General features: G+C 70.3%; 15 protein-coding genes. 8 read left to right on the top strand and 7 right to left on the bottom strand.

Annotation, left to right across the window (positions count from 1 at the left end; all coding sequences use genetic code 11):
• Positions 1–15 precede the first annotated feature (15 nt).
• The 3 genes from ACQP2T_RS47630 to ACQP2T_RS47620 form a co-directional block, all read right to left on the bottom strand.
• Entirely contained in the window at positions 16–717 is a 702-nt protein-coding gene (locus ACQP2T_RS47630; RefSeq protein ID WP_433511436.1) for an SGNH/GDSL hydrolase family protein, read from the bottom strand.
• An 80-nt stretch (positions 718–797) separates the two neighbouring features.
• Positions 798–1469: a hypothetical protein gene (locus ACQP2T_RS47625; protein ID WP_433511435.1), complete on the bottom strand. Its 672-nt coding sequence runs from the start codon at positions 1467–1469 to the stop codon at positions 798–800.
• Positions 1466–2158 (bottom strand): ATP-binding cassette domain-containing protein, encoded by a 693-nt coding sequence (locus ACQP2T_RS47620; RefSeq protein WP_433511434.1) that lies wholly within the window; start codon positions 2156–2158, stop codon positions 1466–1468. Before ACQP2T_RS47620 ends, ACQP2T_RS47625 begins: the two co-directional genes overlap by 4 nt.
• 163 nt (positions 2159–2321) lie before the next feature.
• On the opposite strand from ACQP2T_RS47620, the gene ACQP2T_RS47615 reads away from it, so the two are divergent.
• Positions 2322–2849 carry a DivIVA domain-containing protein gene (locus tag ACQP2T_RS47615; RefSeq protein WP_225290531.1) on the top strand — a complete coding sequence of 176 codons (528 nt, stop codon included), beginning with the start codon at positions 2322–2324 and terminating at the stop codon, positions 2847–2849.
• Between the two features lie 96 nt (positions 2850–2945).
• Positions 2946–3428, top strand: a complete 483-nt coding sequence (locus tag ACQP2T_RS47610) for an N-acetyltransferase family protein (protein WP_433511433.1) — start codon at positions 2946–2948, stop codon at positions 3426–3428.
• A 45-nt stretch (positions 3429–3473) separates the two neighbouring features.
• Here ACQP2T_RS47610 and iolD read toward each other — a convergent pair whose 3' ends face one another.
• Genes iolD through iolC form a run of 4 tightly spaced genes read right to left on the bottom strand, consistent with a single transcriptional unit; the run spans position 3474 to position 8009 of the window.
• Entirely contained in the window at positions 3474–5330 is a 1857-nt protein-coding gene (gene iolD / locus ACQP2T_RS47605; protein WP_433511432.1) for a 3D-(3,5/4)-trihydroxycyclohexane-1,2-dione acylhydrolase (decyclizing), read from the bottom strand.
• Complete coding sequence (gene iolB / locus ACQP2T_RS47600; RefSeq protein WP_433511431.1) at positions 5327–6187, bottom strand: 5-deoxy-glucuronate isomerase; 861 nt, start codon at positions 6185–6187, stop codon at positions 5327–5329. The genes iolD and iolB overlap by 4 nt, the downstream gene beginning before the upstream one ends.
• Entirely contained in the window at positions 6184–7089 is a 906-nt protein-coding gene (locus tag ACQP2T_RS47595; RefSeq protein WP_433511430.1) for a Cgl0159 family (beta/alpha)8-fold protein, read from the bottom strand. The genes iolB and ACQP2T_RS47595 overlap by 4 nt, the downstream gene beginning before the upstream one ends.
• A complete protein-coding gene (gene iolC, locus ACQP2T_RS47590; RefSeq protein WP_433511429.1) occupies positions 7086–8009 on the bottom strand; it encodes a 5-dehydro-2-deoxygluconokinase in 924 nt (307 codons plus the stop codon). The genes ACQP2T_RS47595 and iolC overlap by 4 nt, the downstream gene beginning before the upstream one ends.
• A gap of 258 nt (positions 8010–8267) precedes the next feature.
• Between iolC and ACQP2T_RS47585 the strand changes: the two genes are divergently transcribed.
• Genes ACQP2T_RS47585 through ACQP2T_RS47560 form a run of 6 tightly spaced genes read left to right on the top strand, consistent with a single transcriptional unit; the run spans position 8268 to position 14513 of the window.
• A complete protein-coding gene (locus tag ACQP2T_RS47585) occupies positions 8268–9662 on the top strand; it encodes an extracellular solute-binding protein (protein ID WP_433511428.1) in 1395 nt (464 codons plus the stop codon).
• Positions 9637–10563, top strand: coding sequence for a carbohydrate ABC transporter permease (locus tag ACQP2T_RS47580; protein ID WP_433511427.1), 927 nt, complete (start codon positions 9637–9639; stop codon positions 10561–10563). The genes ACQP2T_RS47585 and ACQP2T_RS47580 overlap by 26 nt, the downstream gene beginning before the upstream one ends.
• Positions 10560–11378: a carbohydrate ABC transporter permease gene (locus ACQP2T_RS47575; protein WP_433511426.1), complete on the top strand. Its 819-nt coding sequence runs from the start codon at positions 10560–10562 to the stop codon at positions 11376–11378. Before ACQP2T_RS47580 ends, ACQP2T_RS47575 begins: the two co-directional genes overlap by 4 nt.
• The gene (locus ACQP2T_RS47570; RefSeq protein WP_433511425.1) at positions 11378–12448 is read left to right on the top strand and encodes an ABC transporter ATP-binding protein; all 1071 of its coding nucleotides are present in this window, start codon (positions 11378–11380) and stop codon (positions 12446–12448) included. Before ACQP2T_RS47575 ends, ACQP2T_RS47570 begins: the two co-directional genes overlap by 1 nt.
• Positions 12445–13629 (top strand): CehA/McbA family metallohydrolase, encoded by a 1185-nt coding sequence (locus ACQP2T_RS47565; RefSeq protein ID WP_433511424.1) that lies wholly within the window; start codon positions 12445–12447, stop codon positions 13627–13629. Before ACQP2T_RS47570 ends, ACQP2T_RS47565 begins: the two co-directional genes overlap by 4 nt.
• Positions 13620–14513: a TIM barrel protein gene (locus ACQP2T_RS47560; protein WP_433511423.1), complete on the top strand. Its 894-nt coding sequence runs from the start codon at positions 13620–13622 to the stop codon at positions 14511–14513. The genes ACQP2T_RS47565 and ACQP2T_RS47560 overlap by 10 nt, the downstream gene beginning before the upstream one ends.

Here is a 14513-nt window from a genome sequence, read left to right as displayed (position 1 = left end):
GCTCCGGCGGAAAGCTCAGGAAGAGCGCACGACGCCTTCGATCAGGTCCGCGATCATCCCGGCGCCGCGGCTGTTCAGATGGACGGTGTCCGTGGTCAGCAGCAGGCCGCGGCTCTTGGCGATCGAGTCGAAGCCGCGCCCGAGAAAGAAGTGCTGCATCGCGGCGGTGGGCGCCAGCAGGCTGTCCGCCCGGTAGTGGACGCGCGGCGTGCGGTCCGCCTTCTCCAGGTGCGCCACCATCTGCTCGTTGAGCGGGAGATACTGCACGAACTGCTCGGCCGCCACCTTACGGACGATCTCCCCGAACTCCGACGTCCGTCGCAGCGCGGTTGAGTCGAGGTCCTCGCCGAGCACCGGCGGCGAGATCAGCGCGATGCGGGCCCGCGTCTCGTCCTTGAGCCGGGTGGCGATGGCGGAGAGGTTCGCCGCGTAGCCGTCGGCGCTGATGTCCTCGGCCAGCTTCCACCGGTCGCGCAGCTTGCGGGCGGTCGTCTCGCCCAGCGTGGCGGTGGCGTCGTTGGTGCCGATGAGCACGGTGACCACGTCGGGATCCTGGTCGACGACCTCGGAGAGCCGGTCCAGCACATGGGCGGAGACGTCGTAGTTGACGCCCGCGTTGATCACAGTGGTGCCCGGCAGCCTGGACTCCAGCATTTTCACGTAGTTCGCGCTGACCTGACCACGCGTGATGCTGTCGCCGACACAGATCACCTTCATGACGCCTGACTCCTCATAGGTGGGTGAGTACTCACTAACCTAATGGCAAAAGAGGGCGCGCGTGACGTTCCCCTCGTCTTTCAGGGCCGGGTACGGCGCAGCCAGGCGTAACAACCCAGGCCGAGCAGGCACCACGCCAGCGAGATGGTCGCGAGCTCAGGCAGCCGGGCGGTCAGTTCGGCGGAGTTCGCGGACTTCATCCAGGTGATGACCGGGACCGTGAGCCAGTACAGAGGCGAGGCGCTGAGCATCAGCATGACCAGGAAGCCCAGCAGCAGCGACATGATGGAGATCGCGGGGGAGCGCAGGATCGCCCGGCTGGTGAGCGCGCCGAGCGTGACCCCGGCGAGCGTCGCGAGGCCGTACAACGTCAGGACCGCGGCGAACTCCTCAGGCGCCGGGACCGTGCTGACGCCCAGCGCCAGACCCCAGCCCAGGGCCAGCGCGATGAGCACCAGGGACGTCGCGAAGGCCGCCAGCAGGCCCGCGCTCAGCTCGCGCAACCGGCCCCCCACGCTGATCGCCGACATGGCGCGCTGCTGATCCGGCTCGGTGTCGAGCAGGCTCCTGCTGGCCCATGCCAGGACCGGGATCACCAGCACAGCGGCGTCCGTGAGGACCTCGGTCTCGGCGCCCTTGGGCGCGCGGCTGCCGTAGAGGATCGCGACCAGCGCGAGCATGAGCAGGAGCGCCTGGAAAATCCGGTGGGACCGGATGTAGGCCGCGACCCGGAAGACGGTCAGGGCGATCATCGCTGCTCCTCGGTGACGTCGGCGACGTCCGCAACATTGGCGACGGACACGTCCTGGACCCGGTAGCCCTCGTCACGCATCCTGGCCACGAACGACCGGACCTCGTCCACCGGCAGATCCACCCGCACGGTCGCCCGCTGCCCCGCCGTACCCTCCTTGACCAGGCCGTCAACCACCGTCCAGTGCCGGATGGAGGGAAGGTGGCGCAGGCCGCCCTGGTGGTCGCTGGCGACCACGATGGCGCCGCCCTCGGAGAGTTCCGTGACGATGGACGGGAGCACCTCGCGGGTGTCGGCGTCGAGCCCCGCGAACGGCTCGTCCAGGATGAGCAGGCCGGGCCCGCACATCAGGGCCTGGGTCAGCCCGACCTTGTGGGCGCTGCCCTTCGATAACTCGCCCAGCCGCAGGCCGAGCAGGTGAGCCATGCCGAGGCGCTCCGCCCAGGGCTCCCAGCGGGCGCCGCCGCGTATCCGGGACATGTGGCGCAGGTAGCCGGAGACCGTGAAGGGTTGCTCCAGCGGGAAGCGGTCGGGGGCGAAGCCGACCACCGCAGGGCGGTCGGTGATGGTGCCCGACGACGGCTTGGTGAGCCCGGCCAGCAGGCGGAGCAGCGTGGACTTGCCCGCACCGTTGACGCCGGTGACCTCGATCACGTCACCGGGATCAAGGTGCGCGTCCACGTCCTTCATGACAGAAGGATCACGTCTTCGATAACGGAAAGAGACCTTGGTCAATCGCATGGTGCAGTAACGGTATATCTCAGTTCGCATTGTCAGGATAAAGAGCCCCACAATATGAGCGGGCCCCCAGCACACCGCAGAAGGAGTGAGCTTGAACCGCTTTCCACGCGTCATGGGTATGCGTTCAGGCTATGACCCGGTCGAGGTCGACGCCCTGATCGGGCGCATCGAGGCGACACTGGGCAGGGGGCCGCGCGACATCGAGCAGGTCACGGCCGACGACGTACGCAGGGCGACGTTCCGGGCCAGGCGCGGCGGTTACCAGGAGACCGCGGTGGACTTCGCGCTGGAGGCGTTCGTGGTGGCGCTGGAGACGCGGGCCAAGAGTCCCGTACGGCTGGCCATGACCGAGCCGACCGGTGAGATGCTGCGCGAGGAGTGGTTCGAGACGCAGGCGGCGCGGGTGGAGCGGGTGGCCTTCCGGCCCGGGCGGATGGGCACGGGCTACAACGAGGACGAGGTCGACGCCTTCCTGGACCGGATCGTGGCCACGCTGCGCGGTACCACCGACTACCCGGTGACGGCCAAGGACGTGCGCGAGGCGAAGTTCTCGACCGTGCTGCTGCGGCCCGGCTACCTGATCGCGGACGTCGACTCGTTCCTGGCGGGCATCGCCGACGTCCTGAAGCAGCGTGCTTGAAGCAGCGTGCTTGAAGCAGCGCGCCTGCAACAGCGCGCCTGACCCGGCGAGCCACGACCTCAGCGGCCGGTCGCGTCCAGGACCACATAATGGGGCATGGCGATCTCTGTGCGAGCGATCGAGCCCGAAGACCTCGCCGCGGTCACGCGGGTCCTGACCGCCAGCTGGGGCGGTGCCACGGTGGTCGCGCTCGGGCGCGGCGAGCTGATCGACGCCGCTGGGCTGCCCGGCTACCTCGCCTTCGACGGCGGCGAACTGGCGGGCGTCGTGACGTACGCGAGGGAGGACGACACGGTGGAGATCATCACGATCGACGCCGTCATCCCCGGAAGGGGCGTCGGGAAGGCGCTGCTCGACGCCGTGCGCGCCGCGGCGGCCGAGGACGGCGTCGCCAGGCTCCGGCTGGTCACCACGAACGACAACACCCACGCGCTGCGCTTCTACCAGAGGTACGGGTTCGACCTGGTGGCCCTGCACCGGCACGGAGTGGACGCCGCACGCCGCCTCAAACCGGGCATTCCCCTGGAATCCGACGGCATCCCGATCAAGCATGAGCTGGAGCTCGAACTCCTGCTCTGAGCGGCCCGCGCGCCAGGGGAGACCCCGGCGCGCGCCGCCGATCGGTCAGGTTGGTGTGATGTGCGGCTTCTGGGCGCTCTTCTCGGACTCGTACGAAGCGCGCACCATAGGGCCTTCCGGCGCGGTCGAGAGCTCGGCGACCGGGACGTCCCACCACGCCTCCGACGACGGACTGTCGATCATGGGGTCGGCGCGGACATAGATCACGGTCGTCTCCTCAGCGGCGCGGGCCGCCTCCAGAGCCTTGCGGAAGTCGGTCAGCGTGTCGGGCCGCAGCACGGTGGCGCCGAGGCTGGCGGCGTTGGCGGCCAGGTCCACGGGCAGGCCGTCGCCGTCGTAGCGGCCGGTGCCCCGGTAGGCGTAGGAGGTGCCGAGCCGCTGGGCGCCGACGCTCTCCGAGAGGCGGCCGATCGAGGCGAAGCCGGAGTTGTCCACCAGCACCACGATCAGCTTGATGCCCTCGGAGACGGCCGTGACGATTTCCTGGGCCATCATCAGGTAGGACCCGTCGCCCACCATGACGAACACCTCGCGGTCGGGGACGGCCATCTTGATGCCCAGCCCGCCGGCGATCTCGTAGCCCATGCAGGAGTAGCCGTACTCCACGTGATAGCTGCCAGGGCCGCTCGGCCGCCACAGTTTGTGCAGGTCGCCGGGCATGGAGCCGGCCGCGCAGACCACCACGCCGTCGTCGCCGGCCGCGGCGTTGACCGCGCCGATCACGGCCGACTGCGGCATCGGCCGGCCGTCCAGCGCGTACGCCTCGTCCACCACCGCGTCCCAGGCCGCCGACAACTCGGCGGCGCGCGAGCGGTAGGACTCCGTGGTGCTCCAGCCCGCGCAGGCCCCGGTCAGCTCGGTCAGGCCCTCGCGGGCGTCGGCCACGAGCTGGAGCCCCGACAGCTTGGCCGCGTCGAAGCCGGTGATGTTCAGGTTGACGAACCGGGCCTCAGCCGAGAAGAGCGTGCGGGAGGCCGTGGTGAAGTCGCTGTAGCGGGTGCCGACGCCGATGATCAGATCGGCCTCGCGGGCCAGCGCGTTGGCCGCGGTGGTGCCGGTCGCGCCGACCGCGCCCATCGCGAGCGGGTGCCCGTACGGCAGCGCGCCCTTGCCCGCCTGCGTCTCGGCGACCGGGATGCCGTACGCCTCGGCGAAGGACCGCAGCTCGGCCGTTGCCTCGCTGTAGATCACCCCGCCGCCGGCGATGATCAGCGGCCGGCTCGCCGACTTGATCAGCTCGGCCGCCCGCGCCAGGGCCGCCCGCTCGGGGCACGGTCGCGGCACGTGCCAGAGGCGGCGCTCGAACAGCTCCTCCGGCCAGTCGTACGCCTCGGCCTGGACGTCCTGCGGCAGCGCCAGCGTCACCGCGCCCGTCTCGGCCGGGTCGGTGAGCACCCGCATGGCGGCCAGCAGCGCCGAGGGAAGCTGTTCTGGCCGGTTGATCCGGTCCCAGAAGCGCGAGACCGGCTTGAAGCAGTCGTTGACCGAGATGTCGTACGAGCGGGCGTCTTCGAGCTCCTGGAGCACCGGATTGGCGACCCGGGTGGAGAACACGTCACCGGGCAGCAGCAGCACGGGCAGCCGGTTGATCGTCGCGCCCGCCGCGCCAGTGATCATGTTGGTCGCGCCGGGGCCGATCGAGGTGGTGCAGGCCAGCGTGGACAGCCGGTTGGCGGCCCGCGCGTAGGCGGCGGCCGCGTGCACCATGGCCTGTTCGTTGCGGCTCAGGCGGTAGGGCAGGTCCTCGGTCGAGGTGGCCAGCGCCTGGCCGAGCCCGGCCACGTTGCCGTGGCCGAAGATGCCGAAGCAGCCGCCGAACAACCGGTGCTCGACGCCGTCGCGCTCGCTCCACTGCCGGGCCAGGAAGCGCACCACAGCCTGCGCCACGGTCAAACGGGTCATGAAGTCCTCCCGAACGGCAGTCTCGCATCGATGGCCTGGGCGTCCCAGGAAGAACGGATCCAGGCGTGCCGGGGGTCGTCGCAGAACGCCATCGACCGCTCCTCGGCGGGACCGGCCAGGACGTTCAGGTAGTACAGGTCGTAGCCGGGCGCGGCCATCGACGGGCCGTGGTAGCCATAGGGCACCAGCACCACGTCACCTGAGGAGACCTCGGCCAGCGTGTCGATCTGGCCCCGCTCGGAGGAGTAGACGCGCTGGTAGCCCAGGCCGCCGTCGGCCACCTCGAAGTAGTAGATCTCCTCCAGCACGGCTTCGCCCTCGTTGGGGGTGTCGTGCTTGTGCGGGGGATAGGACGACCAGTTGCCGCCCGGCGTGAGGACCTCCACGGCCACGAGTTTGTCGCACTCGAAGACGCCGGGGGCGCAGAAGTTGTTCACCTGCCGGCTGGCCTGGCCCGCGCCCCGGATCTCGACCGGCACCTCCGAGGCCGGGACGTACCGTGGCGCCAGCCGCCGGGTCGCCCGAGCGGAGGGGAACGCGATGCGGCCCGTCCCCTCCACCGTCACATCAGTAGAAATCGGGATATAGGCGAAGTCGGAGGGGCCGGTGAAGACCGACGCGCGGCCGGCCAGCTCGAACCGCTCACCATCGCACGTCACCGTGCACGAGCCCGACAACGGCAGGACCAGCATCTCCTCCTCACCGGTCGAGAAGGTGACGGCGGTCGAGGTGGCGCCGGTTGAGGTGGCGCCGAGGTCGGCCACGCGTAGCCCCGAGTAGGTCCAACCGGCCAAGGCAGGCGTGATCTCCACCGGCCACGACCCGCCGGCGGCCTTGCCGTACGGAAGGTATGTCATGAGCGCACCTCTCGAACCAGAGCCGCCGCGCCGTCCACCGCCGCGGCCACGTCGTCGTCCGGAGGGTAGAGCAGCGCGCGGCCGATGACGAGCCCGCGCACCCCCGGCAGGCGCAGCGCGCGGTCCCAGTCGGCGTAGGCGGCGTCGATGTCGGGCGGGTCGCCGCCGAGCAGCAGCGCGGGCAGCGTGGTGGCGGCCATGACGCGCTCCATCTCGGCGACCGCGGGGATCTTCAGCCAGGTGTAGGCGGAGGTCGTGCCGAGTGCCTGGGCGACGCTGATCGACCGGATGACCGCCTCGGGCGACAGGTCGTTGCGCAGGACGCCCGCCTCCGTACGCGCCGCCCAGAACGGCTCGACCATCGCCAGCAGTCGCCGGCGGGCCAGGTCGGTGACCGCGTGGGCGCATGATTCGAGCGTGGTGACCGTGGCGTGGTCGGCCGGGTCGATGCGGCAGAGCATCTTGCCGCCGTCGAGGCGCATCGCGTCGATGGCGGCCGCGTCGAAACCGGTGAAGCGGTCGTCCAGCTCGAACACCGAGCCCTGCAGGCCGCCCCGGTTCATCGAGCCGAAGGCCAGCTTCTCCTCCAGGGCGCCGAGCAGCAGCAGGTCCTCCAGCACGTCGGGGGAGGCCAGGATGCCGGCCACGCCGGGCCTGGCCAGCGCCGTCTGGAGCCGGTCGAGCAGGTCGGGGCGGCTGGCCATGGCCAGCGGCCGGTCGCGGACGCCGAGCGACCCGCGCGCCGGATGGTCGGCCGCGATGATCAGCAGGCGCTCGCCCTCACCCGGCAGCCCCCGGCGCTGCCGCCGGGCGGCGGCGCGTTCGATCTCCTCCGGCCTGGTGGCCCGGATGTGGGTCAGGTGGTCGTAGCGGGCGGTTCGGGGCAGCGTCGTGTCGCTCATAGGAGTGCCTGCACCTCGTCAGTCGTGGGCATCGCGTCGGCGCAGGCCAGGCGGGCGGCCACGTAGGCGCCGGCGGCGTTGGCGAAGCGGATCGTCCGCTCCAGCGGCCAGCCGCTCAGCAGCCCCAGGCAGACGGCGCCGCCGAACGCGTCGCCCGCGCCGATGCCGTTGACCACGTCGACCTTGACCGGCTCCGCCACCACGTACTCGTCCCTGCTGCGGGCCAGCACCCCGTTGGGGCCCATCTTGACGATGGCGACGCGCATCCCGGCGTCGAGCAGTGCCTGCGCGGCCGCCTCCGGGTCGCGGGTGCCCACCGCGTTCTCCACCTCGTCGAGGTTGCCGACGGCCACGTTGGCGTGCGGAAGCGCCTGGCGCACCGCCTCCTGGGAAGCCTCGGGCGACTCCCACAGCATGGGGCGGTGGTCCAGGTCGAAGACGGTCCAGCCGGACGTGCGCGCGGCCAGGGCGGCGGCGTGCGCGGCCCGGCTCGGCTCCTGGCTGAGGCCGGTGCCGGTGAACCAGAACAGCTTCGTGTCCCGGATCGCGGTCAGGTCCAGCGACTCGGCGGTCAGTTGCAGGTCGGGCGGATGCTCGCCCCGGTAGAAGTAGAGCGGGAAGTCGTCCGGCGGGAAGATCTCGCAGAACGTGACGGGCGTCGGGGGACCTTCGACGGTGGCCACGAAGGAGTCGTCCACGCCGAAACCGCGGATCGCCTGCCGTACGTACTCCCCGAAGGGGTCGGCGCCGACCGCGGTGATCACGGCGGCGCGCAGCCCATGGCGCGCGGCCGCGACCGCGACGTTTGTCGGGCTCCCGCCGAGGAACTTACCGAAGGTGTCGACGTGGGCCAGGCCCACGCCGGTCTGCAGCGGATAGACGTCGACCCCGGAGCGGCCGATCGTGATCAGGTCGTACAACGCACCTCCAGTGACGGAGCCTTCGTGCCTACTATGGCATATTGTCATGACATTCGGATGTCCGCTATGCCGGTAGTTCTTCCCCGACCGAAACCCCAGTAAGTGGATCGGCTAGGGTCGGACCGCCACCGAAACCTCCTCGTGACAAAGATGCAGCATGCGGACACACTCCTGAAATATCGGCAGGCCTTTACGTCATCTGGATGTCATGACATATTGGCCGAGTTCCCGGCTTTAAGGACATGTCGGAGGGTTTGCATGGGATTGCGGAAAAGATCGGTAGGCGCGGTCGCGGTCCTCGCCGTGTCCGCGCTGGGGCTCGCCGCCTGCGGCCAGTCGTCCGGCGGCGACAGCGGCGGGACGATCGAGTTAACGATCGCCCAGAACGCCATCGCGGGCGGCAAGAACGCGGCGGCGGCCGACTTCCTCGCCAACTGGGTCGCCCCCAAGTTCGAGGCGGCCGAGAAGGCGAAGGGGAAGGACGTCAAGGTCAAGTTCATCCCCAGCGGTGTCGACGACGAGCAGTACAAGACCAAGCTCTCCCTCGACCTGAAGTCAGGCAAGGGCGCGGACGTGATCGACCTCGACGGCATCTGGGCCGGTGAGTTCGCCGAGGCGGGCTACATCAAGCCGCTGTCCGACGTGGTGGGGGCGAGCGCCGACAGCTGGGACGGCTGGCAGCAGATCCCCGAGTCGGTCCAGGGACTGGCCACCTTCAATGGCAAGAAGTACGCCCTGCCCGTCGGCACGGACGGCCGGGTCCTCTACTTCAACAAGACGCTCTTCCAGAAGGCCGGGCTGCCCGCCGACTGGCAGCCGAAGAGCTGGCAGGAGATCCTCGACGCGGGCGCCAAGCTGAAGACGGCGGGCGTACCGGTGCCGATCCAGATCAACGCCGGCACCGCGATGGGCGAGGCCACCTCGATGCAGGGCGTGCTCCCGCTGCTGGCGGGCGCGGGCGGCGAGGTGCAGAAGGACGGCAAGTGGACCGGCGCGTCCCAGCCGCTCAAGGACGCCCTCGGCCTCTACCAGAAGATCTACGGCGGCAGCGGCCTCGGCGACCCCAAGCTCCAGCAGGAGGCCAAGGGCCGCGACAAGTCCTTCCAGCAGTTCGCCGGTGGCAAGATCGGCATCCTGATGGAGGGCGACTACTTCTGGCGCGGCGTCGTCAACCCCCAGACCGGCGTGGCCAAGATGGCAGACCGCGACCAGACCGTCGGTTACGCCCTGATCCCCGCCATGGAGCCCGGCAAGGGCCTGCGCGGCCAGGACTTCGTCAGCATGTCGGGCGGCGCGCTGAGGACCGTCAACCCCAACAGCAAGCATCCGAAGGAGGCCTTCGACCTGCTGGCCTTCACGCTCTCGCCGGATGCCCTGAAGGAGGAGACCAAGAACGGCAACGTGCGCATCACCCCGCGCACCGACGTCAACAAGGAGATCCTCGCCGGGGAGCCGCTGCTGACGTTCATCTCGGAGAAGGTGCTGCCGCTGACGGCCTACCGGCCGCCGGTCGCCGTCTATCCGCAGGTGTCGGCCGCACTCCAGGAGGCCACGGCCGCCGTCGTCGGGGGCACCGCACCCGACCAGGCCGCCGCCGACTACCAGAAGAAACTCGAAGGAATCGTCGGTGGCGCAGGCAATATCGCCTCCTGAAGCTCCCGAGGACGCACCGGCCCGTCGCTACAGCTCGGACGCGGCGGGCCTGGGCAGGCTGAGAGCGGGTGCGTTCGTGGCGCCCGCGCTGGCGCTGATCGCGGTGTTCCTGGTCTTCCCCGCGCTCTGGGTCCTCTACCTCGGCCTCACCAACTACCGCCTCACGGGCACCGCCGCCGCCGAGCCCCAGTTCGTCGGCCTGGACAACTTCGTAAAAGCGGTCTCCGACCCCGCGTTCTGGAACTCGACCTGGCTGACCGTCCAGTTCGTGCTCGGCTCGGCCGTCATCGGCCAGGTCGTGCTCGGGTTCACGATCGCCTGGCTGATGCGCGATCGCACCGGACCGCTCAAACGGACCGTCGAGGGCCTGGTCATCCTGGCCTGGATCCTGCCCAGCGCGGTGGTCTCGTTCCTGTGGGTGGCGCTGCTCGACCGCGACGGCGGCACGCTCCAAGCGCTGCTGCACGTCCCGGGATTCGCGCCGCTGCTCGACCACCCGATGCTGTCGATCGTCATCTTCAACACCTGGCGCGGCGCCGCCTTCTCGATGATGTTGTACGGCGCCGCGCTCGGGAACGTGCCGCCCTCGCACCTGGAGAGCGCCCGCCTGGCCGGAGCCTCCGGCTGGCAGCAGTTACGTGACGTGGTGTTCCCGCACATCAGGGGACACATCCTGACGAACCTCCTGCTGATCAGCCTGTGGACGTTCAACGACTTCACGCCGTTCATGCTCACCGCGGGCGGGCCCGACGGCCAGACCGAGGTGCTGGCGGTCCACGTCTACAAGGTCGCGCTGCAGGGCAGCGAGCTGGGCTACGGCGCGGCCGTCTCCACGGTCATCCTGCTGATCAACCTGGTCGTGGCGGTGTTCTACCTGCGCCTGCTCAGGAGAAAGAAATGACGCGGTTCGTGCTGGGCCGGATCGGCTTCTACACGCTGATCGCGGTGCTGCTGGCCTTCTTCACCATCCCCTTGCTGTGGCTGGCCGCCGCGCCGTTCACCTCGGATCCCACCTACGAGGTCCGGGTGCCGGACTTCACGCTGGACAACTTCACGGCGATCCTGGAGCATCCGTACGCGCTGCCGTCGCTCCTGAACTCGCTGGTGCTGGCGGTCGGCACGGCCCTGCTCGTGGTGGTCTTGGCGGCGCTGGCCGCGTACGCGCTGAGCCGGGTGCGGCTGCCGGGCCGCGACGCGCTGCTCTACGCGCTGCTGCTGCTGTCCTCGATCATCACCGGCACGGCCGCGATGGTGCCGCTGTTCCAGCTGGCCGTCGAGCTGAACCTGATCGACTCGCGGTTCGGGGTGATCCTCATCCTGACCGGCGGCCTGTTGCCTGCGGCGATCTTCATGCTCAAGGATTTCATGGACGCCACGCCGAAGTCCTACGAGGAGTCGGCGCGCGTCTTCGGGGCCTCGCCGCTGCAGATCGTCCGCCACGTGGTCGTCCCCCTGGTACGCCCGGGGCTGGCGACGATCGCGGTGTGGGCCGTGGCCAACGTGTGGGGCAACTTCCTGATGCCGTACCTGCTGCTCAGCGATGTCGAGAAGCAGCCCGCGGCGGTCATCATGTACACGCTCTACACCGAGGGTGGCCAGGCCAACCTCACCCTGCTGTCCACGTTCGGCCTGCTCTATTCGGTCCCCGTGGTGCTCATGTACCTGTTCGTCAGCAAGAAGTATGGCTTCCGCTTCCACGGAGGGATCAAGCGCTGATGGCCGCAATCGAACTGCGAGCCCTGACCAAGGTCTACCCCGGGGGAGTCAAAGCGCTCGACTCGCTCGACCTGGCCATCCCCGACGGCGAGTTCTTCGCCCTGCTCGGCCCGTCCGGCTGCGGCAAGACCACGCTGCTGCGCACGATCGCCGGGCTGGAGACCGCCACGGGCGGCGCCGTCGTCATCGGCGACCGCGACGTCACCGGCGTCCAGCCGGGCGGCCGGGACATCGCGATGGTCTTCCAGGACTACGCGTTGTTCCCGCACATGGACGTCACCGACAACATCGCCTACCCGCTGCGCATCAAGAAGGTCGGCAAGGCCGCCCGGCAGCGCAAGGCCGAGGAGGTCGGCGCCAGGCTGGGCCTGGAGCAGCTCATGGACCGGCGCCCCGGCCAGCTGTCCGGCGGCCAGCAGCAGCGGGTCGCGCTGGCCCGCGTCATGGCGACGCAGGCGCAGGCGTTCCTGTTCGACGAGCCGCTGTCGAACCTCGACGCCCGGCTCCGCCTGGAGGCCCGTACGTTCCTGAAGAAACTGCAGCGCGAGCTCGGCGTCACCACCGTCTTCGTCACCCACGACCAGGCCGAGGCCCTGGCCATGGCCGACCGGATGGCCGTCATGGAGGCCGGGCACATCCGTCAGATCGGCACACCGTCCGAGGTGTTCCAGCGGCCCGCCAACACCTTCGTGGCCGGCTTCATCGGCTCGACGCCGATGAACCTGCTCGACGGGAGCGTCCGCGGTGACACGCTGGAAGTGGCCGGGTGCAAACTGCCGGTCCCTGTCTCGGCCGCGGGCTTATTGACCGAAGGCGAGCGGATCGTGTACGGCGTGCGGCCCGAGTACAACACCTACTCGGCCGAGCCCGCCGAGGGCTCGCTGGGTGGAAAGGTGGTCATCGTGGAGAACCTGGGGGCGTCCCACCTGGTGACGCTGGAGGTCGGCGACGTGCTCGTGCAGGCGGTCGTGCCCGAGGGCGGCGAGCCGTCGATCGGCGCCGACGGCTTCGCCACGCCGCGCCGCGACCGGGCCCTGGTCTACCGGGACGGCGAGCTGGTGTCGGCATGACCGTGATCCGCGGCCACTGGAGCCTGGACGACCGGCTGGAGCGGATCCTGCGCGAGGTGCCCTTCGAGGTGCCGGCCGGCACCGCCGCGCTGACCGTACGGCTGAGCTTCGACCGGTCACAGGGCGTGCTCGACCTGGGATGCGGCTCGCCGGAGGGTTTCCGTGGCTGGTCGGGCGGCGCGCGCGACGAGTACACGATCACCGCCGACTGGGCGACCCCGGGCTACCTGCCCGGCGCGCTGGAGCCGGGGACGTGGCAGGTGTGGCTGCGGCTGCACCGGGTGCCGCCGCAGGGTCTCGACTACGCGCTGGAGATCCGCACCGAGGCCGCCGTGCCCTCACGGCCGGTGATGGAGGAGCCGCCGAACGGGGACCGGCCGCCGCGCCGTGACCTGCCCGGCGTCGACGGCCTGCGCTGGTTCGCGGGCGACTTCCACTCCCACACCGTCCACAGCGACGGCGTGCTGACCATCCCTGAACTGGCCGAGCTGGCCAAGAGCCGCGGCCTCGACTTCCTGGTCGTCACCGACCACAACACCGTCAGCCACCACCCCTGGCTGGGGGACGATCGAGGTATCGCCCTGCTGCCCGGTCAGGAGGTGACCACGGATCGGGGCCACGCCAACGTGTTCGGCGACGTGGGCTGGGTGGACTTCCGGCAGCCCGCCGACTCCTGGGTCCGGCACGCCGCGCGCGAGGGCGGGCTGATGTCGATCAACCACCCGCTCGGCGGCGACTGCGCCTGGCTCCAGCCGCTCACCGAGCGCGTGCGGATCGCCGAGGTCTGGCACTCCGGCTGGTGGGACCGGCGCTGGGGCGCACCGCTGGCCTGGGCCGATGCCTGGGACTCCGACCTGGTCGCGATCGGCGCCAGCGACTTCCACCGCGTCGGCGACGACGGCCTGCCGGGCGCGCCGACCACCTGGGTCCTGGCCGAGGACACCAGCACGATCTTCGACGCCGTCGCCGCCGGCCGTACCGCGATCTCCGCAGGCCCCGGCGAGCCGCTGCTGCTCAGGCTGGGCGACGAACTGCTCGCGCTCGACGCCGACGGCCTCGTCCTGGTGCGCCCCGGCGGTGATCGCCAGGTCATCCGCGGTGAGCGGGTACTGGTCCCCGCGGGAGCGGGACGGCACCGCCTGGAAACGTACGAGAACGAGGTGATCGCCATATGCGCGTGACACGAGTCGCCAACGCCCCCGTGAGCTTCGGCGTGTTCGAGCTGGCCGACGCGCCGCCGCCGCTGAGCGCCGACCAGATGGTCCGCGCGCTCGCTGACGCCGGTTACGCGGGCATCGACCTGGGGCCCATCGGCTATCTCGGCACCGGGGAGGACCTGGTGGCGCGCCTCGACGGGCTGCTGCTCGCCGGCGGCTGGGCCGACCTGCGCTACAGCGACGCCGTGGAGTTCGAGAAGGGGCTGGCCGCGCTGGACGCGACGCTCGACGTGTTCGCCGCCGCGCCGGCCGGCCCCGAACACCTGGCGCCCCGGCCCACGCTCGGCTGCTCGGGCTCTCCGGCGAGGTTCGCCAGGCCCGGTGGGAACGCTCCGGGGCTGGCCGCCGGCGACTGGCCCGGCTACGCCTCCCGCGTCCAGATCGCGGCCGACCGCTGTCGCGAACGCGGCTTCGAGCCCGCCTTCCACCACCACCTCGGCACCTACGTCGAGACGCCCGAGGACGTCGAGCGGCTGCTGGAGCTGACCGACGTACAGCTCTGCCTGGACACCGGCCACCTGCTGCTGGCCGGCGGCGACCCGGTGACCGCCCTGCGCGACTGGTCGGACCGGGTCGGCCACGTGCACGTCAAGGATGGCGACACCGCGATACTCGGCCAGGCCCTCGCCGACGGCGTGGACCTGCGCGAGCTCATGGGCCGGGGCGGCTTCGCGCCGCTGGGCGAGGGCGAGCTGGACCTGCCGGGCGTCGTCCGCGCGCTCGACGAGATCGACTATCAGGGCTGGATCATCATCGAGCAGGACACCCTGCCGGGCCGCCGATCGGTTGAGCGGAACATCGCCGATCAAGCCGCCAACCGCGAGAAGCTGAGAGAACTGGGACTGTGA

Source organism: Nonomuraea sp. CA-143628 (assembly GCF_050942315.1).
GTDB lineage: Bacteria > Actinomycetota > Actinomycetes > Streptosporangiales > Streptosporangiaceae > Nonomuraea.
The sequence above is the reverse complement of the archived record's forward strand: the minus strand, read 5'-3'. Positions and strand labels throughout refer to the sequence as shown.

What these genes read in the sequence shown, in the direction of transcription:
- ACQP2T_RS47630 (WP_433511436.1), bottom strand. Translation starts at nt 717, where the DNA reads ATGAAGGTGATCTGTGTCGGCGACAGCATCACGCGTGGTCAGGTCAGC.
- ACQP2T_RS47625 (WP_433511435.1), bottom strand. Translation starts at nt 1,469, where the DNA reads ATGATCGCCCTGACCGTCTTCCGGGTCGCGGCCTACATCCGGTCCCAC.
- ACQP2T_RS47620 (WP_433511434.1), bottom strand. Translation starts at nt 2,158, where the DNA reads ATGAAGGACGTGGACGCGCACCTTGATCCCGGTGACGTGATCGAGGTC.
- ACQP2T_RS47615 (WP_225290531.1), top strand. Translation starts at nt 2,322, where the DNA reads ATGGGTATGCGTTCAGGCTATGACCCGGTCGAGGTCGACGCCCTGATC.
- ACQP2T_RS47610 (WP_433511433.1), top strand. Translation starts at nt 2,946, where the DNA reads ATGGCGATCTCTGTGCGAGCGATCGAGCCCGAAGACCTCGCCGCGGTC.
- iolD (WP_433511432.1), bottom strand. Translation starts at nt 5,330, where the DNA reads ATGACCCGTTTGACCGTGGCGCAGGCTGTGGTGCGCTTCCTGGCCCGG.
- iolB (WP_433511431.1), bottom strand. Translation starts at nt 6,187, where the DNA reads ATGACATACCTTCCGTACGGCAAGGCCGCCGGCGGGTCGTGGCCGGTG.
- ACQP2T_RS47595 (WP_433511430.1), bottom strand. Translation starts at nt 7,089, where the DNA reads ATGAGCGACACGACGCTGCCCCGAACCGCCCGCTACGACCACCTGACC.
- ACQP2T_RS47585 (WP_433511428.1), top strand. Translation starts at nt 8,268, where the DNA reads ATGGGATTGCGGAAAAGATCGGTAGGCGCGGTCGCGGTCCTCGCCGTG.
- ACQP2T_RS47575 (WP_433511426.1), top strand. Translation starts at nt 10,560, where the DNA reads ATGACGCGGTTCGTGCTGGGCCGGATCGGCTTCTACACGCTGATCGCG.
- ACQP2T_RS47570 (WP_433511425.1), top strand. Translation starts at nt 11,378, where the DNA reads ATGGCCGCAATCGAACTGCGAGCCCTGACCAAGGTCTACCCCGGGGGA.
- ACQP2T_RS47565 (WP_433511424.1), top strand. Translation starts at nt 12,445, where the DNA reads ATGACCGTGATCCGCGGCCACTGGAGCCTGGACGACCGGCTGGAGCGG.
- ACQP2T_RS47560 (WP_433511423.1), top strand. Translation starts at nt 13,620, where the DNA reads ATGCGCGTGACACGAGTCGCCAACGCCCCCGTGAGCTTCGGCGTGTTC.